11 protein-coding genes are annotated in these 13737 nt (G+C 69.7%); 6 read left to right on the top strand and 5 right to left on the bottom strand.

The window, feature by feature from the left end:
* The first annotated feature begins 138 nt into the window (after window positions 1–138).
* From BKH20_RS10860 to BKH20_RS10845, 4 genes are all read left to right on the top strand, one after another.
* Window positions 139–1131, top strand: a complete 993-nt coding sequence (locus tag BKH20_RS10860; RefSeq protein ID WP_075391078.1) for an ABC transporter ATP-binding protein — start codon at window positions 139–141, stop codon at window positions 1129–1131.
* A gap of 137 nt (window positions 1132–1268) precedes the next feature.
* Window positions 1269–1997 carry an ABC transporter permease gene (locus BKH20_RS10855; protein ID WP_178388598.1) on the top strand — a complete coding sequence of 243 codons (729 nt, stop codon included), beginning with the start codon at window positions 1269–1271 and terminating at the stop codon, window positions 1995–1997.
* A 10-nt stretch (window positions 1998–2007) separates the two neighbouring features.
* A complete protein-coding gene (locus tag BKH20_RS10850) occupies window positions 2008–3183 on the top strand; it encodes a sensor histidine kinase (protein ID WP_075391076.1) in 1176 nt (391 codons plus the stop codon).
* A 78-nt stretch (window positions 3184–3261) separates the two neighbouring features.
* Window positions 3262–3873: a response regulator transcription factor gene (locus BKH20_RS10845; RefSeq protein WP_070661992.1), complete on the top strand. Its 612-nt coding sequence runs from the start codon at window positions 3262–3264 to the stop codon at window positions 3871–3873.
* A 130-nt stretch (window positions 3874–4003) separates the two neighbouring features.
* On the opposite strand, the gene ftsY is transcribed toward BKH20_RS10845, so the two are convergent.
* From ftsY to BKH20_RS10830, 3 genes are all read right to left on the bottom strand, one after another.
* The gene (gene ftsY, locus BKH20_RS10840) at window positions 4004–5164 is read right to left on the bottom strand and encodes a signal recognition particle-docking protein FtsY (RefSeq protein WP_075391075.1); all 1161 of its coding nucleotides are present in this window, start codon (window positions 5162–5164) and stop codon (window positions 4004–4006) included.
* A gap of 357 nt (window positions 5165–5521) precedes the next feature.
* Window positions 5522–5896, bottom strand: coding sequence for a hypothetical protein (locus BKH20_RS10835; protein WP_075391074.1), 375 nt, complete (start codon window positions 5894–5896; stop codon window positions 5522–5524).
* A 161-nt stretch (window positions 5897–6057) separates the two neighbouring features.
* Window positions 6058–9864: an AAA family ATPase gene (locus tag BKH20_RS10830; RefSeq protein ID WP_075391073.1), complete on the bottom strand. Its 3807-nt coding sequence runs from the start codon at window positions 9862–9864 to the stop codon at window positions 6058–6060.
* A gap of 164 nt (window positions 9865–10028) precedes the next feature.
* Between BKH20_RS10830 and BKH20_RS10825 the strand changes: the two genes are divergently transcribed.
* Window positions 10029–10976, top strand: coding sequence for an ABC transporter ATP-binding protein (locus BKH20_RS10825; RefSeq protein WP_075391072.1), 948 nt, complete (start codon window positions 10029–10031; stop codon window positions 10974–10976).
* Complete coding sequence (locus BKH20_RS10820) at window positions 10976–12220, top strand: ABC transporter permease (protein WP_075391071.1); 1245 nt, start codon at window positions 10976–10978, stop codon at window positions 12218–12220. The genes BKH20_RS10825 and BKH20_RS10820 overlap by 1 nt, the downstream gene beginning before the upstream one ends.
* A gap of 126 nt (window positions 12221–12346) precedes the next feature.
* Here BKH20_RS10820 and ndk read toward each other — a convergent pair whose 3' ends face one another.
* Window positions 12347–12787, bottom strand: a complete 441-nt coding sequence (ndk, locus tag BKH20_RS10815; RefSeq protein WP_075373345.1) for a nucleoside-diphosphate kinase — start codon at window positions 12785–12787, stop codon at window positions 12347–12349.
* Between the two features lie 85 nt (window positions 12788–12872).
* Entirely contained in the window at window positions 12873–13553 is a 681-nt protein-coding gene (gene dhaL / locus BKH20_RS10810; protein WP_075391070.1) for a dihydroxyacetone kinase subunit DhaL, read from the bottom strand.
* Window positions 13554–13737: the final 184 nt, after the last annotated feature.

Genomic DNA, 13737 nt, shown 5'->3' with positions numbered 1-13737 from the left:
GCCCTCTCCCACTCCGAACGCGGGTTTTCTCCCGATATCCTGCGGTATTTCACCATCTGGCGACCCCTGAGATATGTCATGAGCAAGTGGTGACTGATGGGCCATGGACCGCAGCCGACGTGGGACGAGTCTTGAGCCATGAGCACAGCAACGCCTCGGACCGGCCTGGAGGCCTCCGTCCCGGAAGACCCCCGGACGGACCGTATGGACGCCGTCCGACTGACTAATCTGCACAAGTCCTTCGGTGAGGTCACCGCCGTCGACGGTGTCGATCTGACCATCCGCCCCGGCGAGGTCGTCGCCCTCCTGGGCCCCAACGGCGCCGGCAAGACGACGACGATCGACATGATCCTGGGACTGAGCCGCCCCACCAGGGGCGATGCGAGAGTCTTCGGCATGAGCCCGCGCCAGGCGGTCGACCGGGGCCTGGTCGCCGCAGTCATGCAGACCGCAGGCCTCCTGCCCGATATCACCGTGCGTGAGACGGTGCAGCTGACGGCGAGCCTCTTCTCCCATCGCATCGATGCCGAAAAGGCCATGCGTCGCGCCGGCGTCACTGACTTCGCCTCGCGTATCGTCAAGAAGTGCTCCGGGGGCCAGCAGCAGCGCCTGCGTTTCGCCATGGCGCTCGTGAGCGATCCGGCACTGCTCATCCTCGATGAGCCGACCACAGGCATGGACGTCGAGGGGCGCCGCAGCTTCTGGGAGGCCATCCACGCCGACGCCGAGCGCGGGCGCACCATCGTCTTCGCCACGCACTACCTTGAGGAGGCCGACGCCTTCGCCGACCGGATCGTCCTGATGCGTCATGGGCGCATCATCGCCGACGGTACCGCCGCCGAGATCCGCGCCTCCGTGAGCGGCCGTTCCCTGCGAGCCACCCTGACCTGCACTCCTGAGCGGCTGCGCGGCGCCCTGACCGATCTGCAGACCCGTGGACGGATCCACGACGTCGAGATCCTGGGCAACACGCTCACCCTGACCTCGACCGACATCGATGCCGTTGCCGCGATCCTCCTCGGCGATCACCTGGCCAAGGACCTGGAGATCACCAGCCGGGGTCTGGAGGACGCCTTCGTGGCCCTGACCAGCGACGGCGCCGCAGATCCCACTCTAGGAGCGTCAGCATGACTCGCACCAGCAGCACCGCCACCCTTTCTCCCACGTCCTCCACTGGAACCGATATGTCTTCTTCTGAGTCCTCCTCCGCCTCATCAGCCGTCAACCACCTCGATCTGTCCTCCCGCACCACGCCCCCTCTGGGAGGGTTGAGCCTGACCCTGCTGTCGCTCGAGGTGCGCCGGCGCCTGCGTAACCGTCGGTCCGTCATCTTCTCGATCGTCCTACCGGTGGCCTTCTTCCTCATGTTCACCACTACTGACTACTCCTCAACGTCCTACGGCAACGGCAATGTCGTGGCGAACATGATGATCGGCATGGCCCTGTACGGCGCGCTCATGACCACCACCGGGGCAGGGGCGGCCGTGAGCAACGAGCGGGCCTCGGGCTGGAGCCGCCAGCTGCGCCTGACCCCGCTCAAGCCCATCGCCTACATCACCGTCAAGGCGATCGTGGGGATGCTCATCAGTGCCCTGGCCATCGGCGCCGTCTACGCCTGTGGTCCCCTGCGTCACGCGCAGATGCCGGAGAGGGTCTGGATCTCCTCGGCTCTCATCATCTGGCTGGGTTCCCTGGTCTTCGTCGCCTTCGGACTGTTCGTCGGCTACCTCCTTCCCTCCGACAACGCCATGCAGGTGGTCGGCCCGCTCATGGCCCTGCTCGCCTTCCTCGGCGGCATGTTCATCCCGTTGACGCCGGGCTCCACCATGGATCGCATCGGCAGCCTCACCCCCATGTACGGGCTGCACAACCTGGCGCTGTGGCCCATGGGCGCAGAGACCTTCTCCTGGTGGTGGGTGGTCAACGTCCTAACCTGGCTCGCCATCTTCCTGGGCGGCGCCGCCTGGAAGATGGGCCGCGACACTGCTCGGGTCTAGAGCTCCAAGAATGAGTACGATCTCGTCCATGACCGCCCGCGCCCTGTCCCCCGACGAGGCGCGGGCGCGCCGCACCCGCGTTGTGGCGGTCGGCTGGGGGATCGTGTGGGCCGCCTCCATGATTCCGGTCGTCAGGGTGGGGCTGGCCCAAGGATCCAACGGTGGGGTCTGGGGCGCTGTCAGCGCCGTTGTCTCCTGCGCATGCCTGTACGCCGCCTGCTCGCTCAGCGTGAGACAGGTGCGCCATGGCCTGACCTGGCCCGGCCGCCCGAGTCTGTTGCTGATCGTTGTCGGAGCGCTCACAGCGATCGGGGCTGCCCTCGGCGTGGGGCCTCAGAGCCTGCAGCTGGTGGTCTTCCTGGCCGTTGTCCTGGCCTTCTCCCTGCCCTGGCAGGCGGCCATCGGCCCCATCGCGATCCTCGCTGGCACCCTCTTCCTCGTTCCCAGGATGAGTCCCTCCTGGTCCGCAAGTGAAGGCGCCTGGATCGCTCTGCTCGGCGCGGGCGGCGCCTGCGTCTTCGGGCGCTACATCATGGAGCAGCGACGGGTGGCCCGCGTTCTGGAGCAGCGCACCCACGAGCTGGAGATCAATGAGGAGCGCAACCGCATGGCCCGGGACATGCACGACATCCTGGGGCACTCGCTGACGGTCATCGCTCTGAAGACCGAGCTCGCCACCAGGCTCGTCGATACCGCCCCCGATCAGGCCAGGGCGAAGCTGACCGAGGTTCAGTCCCTGGCACGTTCTGCCTTGGCCGACGTGCGCGCCACTGTCAACAGCTACCGCGAGCTGAGCCTGGCCGGCGAGCTGGCCCGGGCCACGAACGTCCTGACCTCGGCCGGTGTCCGCGCCGACCTACCGCTGACCGTCGAGGTCGTCGATCCCGAGCTGCGCGAGCTCTTCGCCTGGGTGGTGCGCGAGGGCGTCACCAACATCGTGCGCCATGCCCACGCCTCACACTGCCGGGTGAGCCTGAGCGCCGATTCCATTGAGGTGGCTGATGACGGTATCGGACTGAACTCGGCCGGCACCGGCGACGGTCACGGCTTGGAGGGGCTGCGCCAGCGCTGTCAGGACAACGGCGCCGACCTCACCATCGAGGCTCCCTCCAGTGGCAGCGGCACCGTCCTGAGAGTACGCGCCCGCCGTCTATCCTCACCTATGGCGCCCGACGCGAGCCAGTGACCCGGTCGCGCGCACCCCGAACTCCGGCGAGCACTCATGTCGTCGGCCTTGAGGAACCTTGAGTAACGGAGCTGAGCGATGATCCGAGTGATGCTGGCCGATGACCAGGCCATGGTGCGCGGGGCGCTGGCCGCACTGCTCGCCCTGGAGACCGATATCGAGGTTGTCGCCCAGGTCGGCAACGGGGACGACGTCCTGCCCGTCGCGCTCGAGCAGCGGCCCGACGTCGTCCTCATGGACGTCGACATGCCCGGCACCGACGGGCTGAGAGCGACCGCGAGTCTCCTGGAGCGGTTGCCGGCCACAAGGGTCCTCATCGTCACCACCTTCGGGCGCCCCGGATTCTTGCGGCGCGCCATTCAGTCCGGGGCCCACGGCTTCGTCGTCAAGGACGCTCCGGCCACCGAGCTGGCCGAGTCGGTGCGCCGGGTCCATGCCGGGCTGCGCGTCGTCGACCCGGCGCTGGCCGCCGACTCGCTCATCTTCGGGGACTCCCCCTTGACCGCCAGGGAGACCGAGGTGCTTCAGGCCGCCGCCGACGGCGCCACCGTCTCCGAGGTTGCCCGGCGGGTCCATCTCTCGGAGGGAACTACCCGTAACCACCTGTCCCAGGCCATGGCCAAGACCGGTGCGCCCACCCGCGCCGCAGCGGTGCACATCGCCGCCCAGAAGGGGTGGATCATTGAGTAGCGCTGGCTAGGACGAGAGCACGGAAGACTCGTTCGACTGGCCCAAATGTCCCCGGCCACCCACTCTCTGGACGAGGCGGGTGACCGGGGGCGTTGCGGCGTGGTTCGCTGGGGCGCGTCGGTTCTTAGGCTCAGCCCAGCAGCGCGTCGACGAAGCCCTCCGGGTCGAAGGGGGCAAGGTCGTCGGCGCCCTCCCCCAGGCCCACGAGCTTGACGGGCACGCCCAGCTCCTTCTGGACGGTGACGACGATGCCGCCCTTGGCGGTGCCGTCGAGCTTGGTGAGCACGATGCCCGTGACGCCCACGGCCTCGGAGAAGACCTGGGCCTGACGCATACCGTTCTGGCCGGTGGTGGCGTCCAGGACCAAAAGGATCTCGCCGACCGGGGCGATCTTCTCCATGACGCGCTTGATCTTGCCCAGCTCGTCCATGAGACCGGCCTTGTTCTGCAGGCGCCCGGCGGTGTCGACGACGACGACGTCCGCCTCCTGGACGGCGGCCTCGCGGGCGGCGTCGTAGGCGACTGAGGCCGGGTCGGCCCCCTCCTTCTCGGAGCGAACGACGTCAACACCCACGCGCTCGCCCCAGGTGCTCAGCTGCTCGGCCGCCGCGGCACGGAAGGTGTCGGCCGCCCCCAGGACGACGGTCTTGTCCTGAGCCACCAGGACGCGGGCGAGCTTGCCGCAGGTGGTGGTCTTGCCGGTGCCGTTGACCCCCACCATGAGGATGGCCGCCGCGGGCTTCCCCTGGGCCCCTTCGGTCGGGGTGGGACGCTCCAGGTTGAGGGAGCGGTCCAGGGAGGGGTCGACGAGCTTGAGCAGCTCGGCGCGTAGGACGGCGCGGACCGCCTCGGGGTCGGAGGTTCCCAGGACCTTGGCCTGGGTGCGCAGCTCGTCCATGAGTGAGGTGGTCACCTCGATGCCCAGGTCGGAGGTGAGCAGGGTGTCCTCGATCTCCTCCCAGTCCTCCTCGGTGAGGTCTCCTCGGGACAGGACGGACAGGACCGCCTTGCCGAAGCCGCCGGCGCCGGCCAGGCGGGCGCGAAGGCGCTGCATGCGGCCAGGGATGGACTCGGGGGACTCCAGCGTCGCAGCCGACTCGGCGACGCCCTCCTCGTCGGCCTCCTCCTCGGTGTCCTCACCCTCAGAGGGCAGGAGATCCTCCACGGACATCGGCTTGTGAGCGCTGATCTCGTCGGAGACCCGGCCCCGCCGTCTACCGGCGTAGAGCCACAGCCCTCCTGCGATGACGATGACCAGGATGATGCCGAGGACGATGAGGATCGGTTCCATGGACCCATCATGCCCGATCACGGGCCCCCTGTGGCGGGGTCGGCCTGCCCGGGTCGCCTCTCACCCGAGGAAGGCGCGAGGACCCTGGGCGTGCGGCGTGGCTACGGCATGAAGAAAACTGCAGCGCGCTCGTGGGCGCGCTGCAGGATGAGGCGTTCTCGTAGCCGCATTACCCGGTGAGCCGTATCGCTCTTAGACCGAAACAGCTCGGGACAGTGGGAGTGAGAGAAAGTGCGAGAGGGTATCGGAGCGGCAATCTCCCAGGGCCAGGAATTCACCCAGAAGCAGCGTCACCGCGGCACCGCATAGTCGTGAAAATAGTGTCCACCGCGGTATTCACGAGGCTACCGCCGCCACTCACCTCTGAGGCTGCGACAGCCCACCGGCTGCCGGCTCATGCACATGAGCGCGACGCCGGGAGCCGGCGGAGCCACGAGTCCTCTCCGCAGCGTCCATCGCCTTTCCGACGACGCCAACCAGGCCTCCGAAGCCCTCGGTCCCGGCATAGACCGCCGGCCCCTCACGCGTCATGAGGTCGGACAGGCTGACCTCCTGGGGCACCACCTCAACCTCGACATCCTGCTCCTCCATGCGCACCTCCTGAGAGTTGCGGACCACGCTGCGAATGCGTGAGGGCCAGGAGCGCACCGGGAAGCGCTCAGCACAAACCATGCCGAGCACAAGCAGGCCGGCAACCAGCACGACGACGAGAGGAAGAATCATGACACCCATAGCTAGGATTCTGCCTTGCGAAATACGATCTGACCAGACTTTGCGCGCACTTGTCGTCCAATCAACAACCAAACCTGACAACTTCCTGACACAACAATGGTTCGTATCTGAAAACGACGGTCACACTGTCAGCAGTTTATCACATTCTCATCACGTTTCACTCAGGCATCAGGAGTCACAGCCGTCCCGCGGTCGGGCTGGGCCAGCCTCTGCGAGACGGCCTTGGTAACCCCGTCTCGCATCGTGATGCCGTAGAGGGCGTCGGCCACCTCCATGGTCCGTTTCTGGTGGGTGATAATGATGAGCTGGCTGGAGCGCCGCAGCTCGGTGAAAATCTCCAGCAACCGCCCCAGGTTCGTGTCATCCAGGGCCGCCTCGACCTCATCCATGACGTAGAAGGGCGAGGGCCGCGCCTTGAAGATCGCCACCAGCAGGGCCACGGCGGCCAGCGAGCGCTCCCCGCCTGAGAGCAGGGACAGTCGCTTGACCTTCTTGCCGGCGGGGCGCGCCTCGATCTCAATGCCGGTGGTGAGCATGTCATCGGGATCGGTGAGCACCAGCCGCCCCTCCCCGCCGGGGAAGAGCCGGTCGAAGACGGAGGCGAACTGACGGGCAGTGTCCTCGTAGGCCTGGGCGAAGACCTCCTGAACCCGCGTGTCGATCTCCTCAACGATGCTCAGCAGGTCGTCCCGCGAGCGCTTGAGGTCAGCCAGCTGCTCGGCCAGGAACTGGTGACGCTGCTCCAGGGCCGCATGCTCCTCCAGGGCAAGCGGGTTGACCTTGCCGAGTCGGGCGAGGTCGCGCGAGGCCTTGGCCAGGCGCTTCTCCTGCTCGGAGCGCACGTAGGGACGGCCCGGGTGGCCTGCGCCGCCGACCGATGCCTGAGCAGTGTCCTGGTCCGCGGCGGAGTCGGAGTCAGAGACGGAGGCAGCATCAGCGTCCTCGATGAGCTCGGGAACAAGCATGTGCGGTCCGTACTCCTCCACGAGGGGGTCCAGCTCCAGGCCGAGCTCGTTCATGGCGCGCTCCGCCAGGCCCTCCAGACGCATGCGCTGCTCGGCCCGGGCCACCTCCTCGCGGTGGGCGGCATCGGTGAGGCTGCCCAGCTCCTTGGTCAGCTGGTCGATCTCCTCGCGAACCTCGTTGGTGGCGGCCAGAGCCTGGGAGCGCTCGGCCTCGATGGCCGCACGCTCATCGGTCGCCTGCTGCACACTGATGCGCGCCGTCTCGGCGGCGGCGCGCGCCTGGTCCCGCACGTGCGTGGCGACCGCCAGCTGGGCGCTGCGCCGCTGCTGGGCCCGCTCGGCCGCGGCGCGCTGGTCGCGTTCACGGCGTGCGGCCGCCCGCAGCGAGTCGGCGCGCCCGCGGCTGGAGCGCTCACGCTCCTCTGCGGTGCGCAGGGCGAGCCTGGCGTCGGTCTCGACGGCGCGGGCCCGGCGCGCGGCGTCCGCAGCGGCCTCGCGCTCCTGGCGGGCGACTTCCAGAGCGCGCTCGAGGCTGTCGGGACGCTTCTTCCCCGAGGAGCCCGCTGCTCCCGACCCACCGATAGGGCCGGCGCCGTCACCGTCCTTGGCGTCGCCCGCCCCGTCCTCCACCTCGGCCAGCGCGGCAGTGGCGGCGGCGAGCTCGGCGGTGCGCTGGACCGACTCGGCCTCGGCGCGCTCCAGCACCCGGCGGGCACGCCCGGTCTCCTCGGCGGCGGCGTGGGCGGCGGAGGTCAGGCGGGCCATCGCCTCGGCGGCGCGAGCGGCCTCGGCGTCGGCCTGACGCAGGGCGGACAGTGCCTCGCTGAGCGCATGGCGAGCAGCGTCCTCCTGGCGCCGAGCCTCCTCCAGGGCCGCGTCGGCCTCGGTCTCGGCCTGCGCGGCGGCGGCGGCCTCAGTGTCGGCCTCCTCGTGGGCGGCGGTGAGCTCGAGGACCGAGGAGGCCCCTCGACCGGCCCCGGCGACCCAGCCGGGTGCCAGGACGTCACCGCCGCGGGTGGCCACGACGGCGTCGGGCAGCTCGCCGCGCAGGGTGCTGGCGGCCTCGAGGTCCTCCACTACCCAGGAGTCCTTGAGCAGCCCGTCCAGGACCTGTTCGAGGCGCCCCGGCTGCGCGGGACTGACGAGGCCGCGAGCCGCCAGTGCTCCATCAACGGGAGCCGGCTCCGCCTCGTCATCGGTGCCGGCGGCACCCAGTGAGGGGTCGTCGGCCAGCACCAGTCGCACCGCCCCGATGTCCTGGCTGCGGGCATGAGCCAGTCCGGCCAGGGCCGCCTCGGCATCGGCGGCCAGGCCGGCCTCGGCGAGCGCTCCCAGGAGGGCGGCGACGGCGTTCTCCCATCCGCGCTCGACACTGAGGTGCTCGGCAAGCGGTCCGAGGAGACCGTCTATACCGGCTTGCAGCAGCGCGGCCGTTCCGTCCTGGCCGCGCAGAGACATGGCCAGGGTGTCGCGCCTGGCGGTCCAGGTGGCTCGGTCGGAGGCCGCCTCCCTGCGGGCGTCCGTCGCGGCCGCGACGGCCTCGCGGGCCTGGGCCAGGTGCCGCGTGGCCTCGTCGTGCGCGGCGGCGGCCCGCACCGCCGCGTCGGCCGCTGCACCTGCCTGTGTAGACGCGGGCCCTGGGGCACCGGCTTCCTCCTGCGCGCCACCACTGGCTGGCTCTGTCGGTTCCGCTTGTCCCCCGGCCTCTGCCAGGGCGGCCCGAGCGCTGTCCTCGCGAGCCTCAGCGGCGCGCAGCGCGCTGCGCGCCTGCTCGAGGGCGGCCAGGCTGGCCTCGTGGCGGCTGCGTGCCGAGGCGACGCGCCCACCGGCCCGGGCGATGGTCTCTCGTCGCTCTGAGACGCGGCGCTGAGCGGCCGAGAGCTCCTGGTCCGCCGCCTTCTCGGCAGTCTCCGCGTCCGTGCGCACCCGGGTGGCGTCGCTGAGTGCGGTGCGGGCGGCCTCGAGGGTGTCGGCGAGCTCGGCCTCCTCCCGGCCCGCGGCCTCCGCCCGACGCTCGAGCTCCTCAGGATCGGTGCCGTGGCTCGGGGCGGGCGCGGAGGCCAGGAGCCGAATCCGCTCGCCGGCCACGTCCGCGAGCGCCCCGAGGGACTGGGCCGCACCAGTGAGCTCCTCCCAGGTGCTGCCGGCCCGGGCGAGGCGCTGGGCGGAGGTGGTCTCGATGGCGGCCAGCTCGCTCAGGCGAGCCCTGGCGACGCGCTCGGCCTCCTCGACGGCGCTGCGGCGCCGCGCCAGGGCCTCCTTGTCCTCGTCCCCGGCCTCCAGGAGGGACTGGGCCTGGACGACGTCGTCGGCCAGGAGCCGGGCGGTGGCGTCACGAACCTCGACCTGGATGCTCCGGGCGCGCCGGGCGATGGCGGCCTGCCGGGCCAGGAGGCCGAGCTGACGGCGCAGCTCCTGGGTGAGGTCGGCGACGCGGGCGAGGTCGGCGGCCATGGACTCGAGCTTGCGAAGGGCGCGCTCCTTGCGCTTGCGGTGCTTGAGGACGCCGGCGGCCTCCTCGATGAAGCCGCGGCGGTCCTCAGGCGTGGCGCTCAGGACGGCGTCGAGCTGCCCCTGCCCGACAATGACGTGCATCTGGCGCCCGAGGCCCGTGTCGCTGAGGAGCTCCTGGACGTCGAGGAGGCGGCAGGGGCTGCCGTTGATGCGGTACTCCGACCCGCCACCGCGGAACAGGGTGCGCGAGATGGTGACCTCGGTGTAGTCGATCGGCAGGGCGCCGTCGGTGTTGTCAATGGTCAAGGAGACCTCAGCGCGCCCGAGGGCCGGGCGGGAGCCTGCGCCGGCGAAGATGACGTCGGCCATGGAGCCGCCGCGCAGGTTCTTGGCGCCCTGCTCCCCCATGACCCAGGTCAGGGCGTCGACAACATTGGACTTGCCGGACCCGTTGGGGCCGACCACGGCGGTGATGCCGGGCTCCAGGCGGAGGGTGGTCGACGAGGCGAAGGACTTGAATCCCTTGATCGTCAACGTCTTGAGGTGCACGAGCGCCACCCTAACAGCGCGGACGGTTCTCACGGGGACTAAAACGACAAAGAAACTTGACACGACCGCATGAGACAAGCAAACTTTCCATATCAAGAGAACCGGGCACGCGGCGCGCACCCGCCTCGTCATCCCGCCTCGTCCCCGAGCCCGAAGGAGCCATGATGCTTGAACTGTCCGGCCTGTCCAAACGCTTCGGGAGCCTGCAGGCCCTGGACGATCTCTCCTTGTCCCTGGACCGCGGTGAGATCGTCGGCTTCGTCGGCGCGAACGGAGCGGGCAAGTCCACCACGATGCGCATCGTCATGGGAGTGCTCGACGCCGACGCCGGCGCCGTGACCTGGAAGGGCGTCCCCGTGGACGCCGCCATCCGACGCGGTATCGGCTACATGCCCGAGGAGCGCGGCCTCTATCCCCGGATGAAGGTGGCCGAGCAGCTCGTCTACCTGGCCCGCCTCCACGGACTGTCCGCCTCCGCCGCCAAGGCGGCTGCGAACCAGTGGACCGAGCGCCTGGGCCTGGAGGAGCGCCGCGGCGACGAGGTGCAGAGCCTGTCGCTGGGCAACCAGCAGCGCGTCCAGCTGGCCGCCGCGCTGGTGAGCAGCCCCGAGCTGCTCATTCTCGATGAGCCCTTCTCCGGCCTGGACCCGGTGGCCGTGGACGTCATGAGCCAGGTCATCCTGGAGCGGGCGGCCGCAGGCGTGCCCACTCTCTTCTCCTCCCACCAGCTCGACGTCGTCGAGCGCCTGTGCGACCGGGTGGTCATCATCCGCTCGGGCCGGCTCGTCGCCGACGGGACGATTCCCGAGCTGCAGGCCACCGAGACGCCCCGCTGGCGGGTCGTTGTCGAGCGGGCCGCTGGCAGCGCGCCGGTGCAGGCTGCCTCCTTGAACCTGCCCGCCCCCACGGTCGAGGTCGATGACGCCGGCCGCCTGGTCATCACCGCGGCGGGAGCCGATGAGCAGGAGCTTTTGAGCACGGCCCAGCGCCTGGGGACGGTGCGCGAGCTCGGCCCGGTGCGCCACCGGCTCACCGAGATCTTCCGGGATGTGCTGACCACCACCTCCCGCGAGGGAACCGCAGACACCAACGAGACGAAGGAGACGCACTGATGAGCGACCGGACCAGCCCTATTACTCGTCGTCAGGAGATCGCCCTGGTCACCGGCCGCGAGCTGCGGGCGCACCTGCTGAAGAAGTCGACCATCATCCTGACCCTGGTGCTGCTCATCGCCGCCGTCGGCGGTATCGTCGGCGTCAAGCTCTACACCTCGGGCCAGGACCAGGCCTACCAGGTCGGGCTCAGGGGCGTGACCCCCACCCAGGCCGCCGGGTTGGACAAGGTGACCGCCTCCAATGGGAAGACGATCGAGCTCGTTGACGTCTCCGCCCACCAGGCGAAGGACGTCCTGGCCGAGGACTCCCCCGAGGGCACGCCGCACGTGGACATGGTCCTGGACGTCTCCGGCTCCGCCCCCACCATCACTGTGGACAAGTCAGCCGACGACGCGGTCGTCTCAGGGGCCACGGCCTTCCTTCAGCAGTCGGCTCTGGGCCGGCAGATCGCGTCCTTGGGAGGCGACCCCGCCCAGGTGGCCTCTCAGCTCAGTGCCGCCAAGCCCAAGGTCACGGTGCTCAACGCCCCTCAGCGGGATTCGGCCGACTTCGGCTCGCGCTACGCGATCCTCCTGACGATCGACGTCCTGCTGCTGTTCGCCATCATGGGCGGCGGTCAGTTCATCGCCCAGGGGGTGGTGGAGGAGAAGTCGAGCCGGATCGTGGAGATCCTCCTGGCGTGCGTGCGCCCCAGCTCGCTGCTGGCCGGCAAGATCCTGGGGATCGGTATCGCCTCGGTCCTGACCACCGGGCTCGTCGCCGTCGTCGGGGTCACCGCCGCGAAGGCCACGGGAGTCATGCCGGACATCAGTCTCAACCTGGACGGCGTGCTCGTCGCAATGATCGTGTGGATGATCGTGGGCTACGCGATCTTCGCGGTCGCCTTCGGGGCCGCGGCCTCGCTCGTGAGCCGTCAGGAGGACGTCAGCTCGGTGAGCATGCCCCTGGTCATGCTCTCCATGGCCCCCTATGTCCTGAGCTTCTTGATGGCCACCGGGGACAGCAACAGCATGACCTTCCGGGTCCTGTCCTACCTGCCGCCCTTCGCTCCCTTCATGATGCCGGCGCGCCTGGTGCTGGGGGTCTCCTCCTGGACCGAGCAGCTGGTCGCCTTGGTGATCGCGCTGGTCTTCCTGCCACTGCTGGTGCACGTGGCGGCGGCGATCTACACCCGGGCCGTGACCCGCACCGGTGCCCGAGTCCCTCTCAAGGAGGTCCTCAGAAGGGCCGAGCGGGCCTGAGCGAGAGGTCTCACCGGACTTCACCGACCACGCCCCGATGACGATGGTGCGACTCCTGTGGGGGGTCGCACCATCGTTATCTCATGTCATGGCGGGCGTCAGGCGCCCTGCGGGAAGGGCTGGGAGTCAGTCGGCCAGCTCGGGGAACCAGATGGCGATCTCGCGGGCGGCGGACTCGTCGCTGTCCGAGCCGTGGACGAGGTTGAGGATGGCGGGCGTGCCCCAGTCGCGTCCCAGGTCTCCGCGGATGGTGCCGGGGGCGGCCGTGGTGGGGTCGGTGGGGCCCATGAGGCTGCGCACGCCCTCGACGACGCGCTGGCCCTCGGCGACTGCGGCCACCACGTTGCCGGAGGTCATGTACTCCACGACGCCGGGGTAGAAGGGCTTGTCCACGTGCTCGGCGTAGTGCTGGGCGAGGATCTTCTCGGTGGGAGTGAGGACCTTCAGGGCCGTCAGGGCGTATCCCTTGGCCTCGATACGGCGCAGGATCTCACCGGTGAGGCGACGCTCGACGGCGTCGGGCTTGATGAGGATGAGGATGCGGCCGGTGCCGGACGTGCTGGCCATGGGAGTCTCCTTGCTGGGTTGGCTGGTGAGGGACCGAGTGGACCATAACGGGTCCGACCCCCTTCAGGCCATGGCAGTGTCGGACTCAGGCCTGTTCAACCACCAGGAGCGGGTCGGAGGAGCGGTCGCGGGCGGCGTCGGCGGCAGCCTGGAGAATGAGTGCGGAGGACTGGGCGCCGGGGTCGCGGTGCCCGCAGGAGCGCTCCCCCAGGAAGGAGGCCCGGCCGCGGCGGGCCTGAAGGGGCTCAGTGTCCCGGGCCCCCTTGGCAGCGGCCTGCGCGGCCGCGGCAAGGACTCCGATCTCATCCTCTCCGATCTCTGCGGCCTCCTTGGCGGCCATCGCCGCGGGTCGCCAGGCGTCGGCCATGGTCTTGTCCCCACTGGTGGCATGTCCTCTGGCCTCCAGGCCCGAGGTGGCCTCCTCCAGAGCCCGGGCCAGTTCCTGTGCCCCCCAGGCGGGGGCGTCGCTGGAGCGGGCGGCCCTGAGGAAGGCGGTGCCCAGCAGCGGGCCTCCGGCACCGCCGACGGTGGCCATGAGGGTGGTGGCGACGAGCTTGAGGACTCCCCCGGGGGTAGCCGGAAGGTTTCCTGCCTCCTGGGCGGCATTGAGCTTGGTGACCACGGCCCGCATTCCGCGATCGAGGTTGTCGCCGTGGTCGGCGTCTCCGATGGCTCGGTCCAGCTCGGTCAGCTCGGCGCGGTTCTCGGTGGCCAGCAGGGCGGCGCGACGGGCCCAGTCGAGGGCCCAGGCAGCATCCAAAGACATGGTGTTTCCTTCTCGGGTCTTGGCAGGTGTTGGTTCCAGGCCTGACCGCCATGCACCCGAGGGTGAAGGACGACCATGCGGCTGTGATCGGGCCCTGCGCGGACCCGATGGGTCCCGACGCATCCGGGAACGTTCGTGGGACGCGCCGGAGCAGGCCGACGAGGTGCTCATCGCCCGCTCGTTT

The sequence above is a fragment of the Actinomyces oris genome (assembly GCF_001937445.1).
GTDB lineage: Bacteria > Actinomycetota > Actinomycetes > Actinomycetales > Actinomycetaceae > Actinomyces > Actinomyces acetigenes.
Note: the sequence above shows the minus strand (reverse complement) of the source record. Positions and strands in the feature narration are given on the sequence as shown.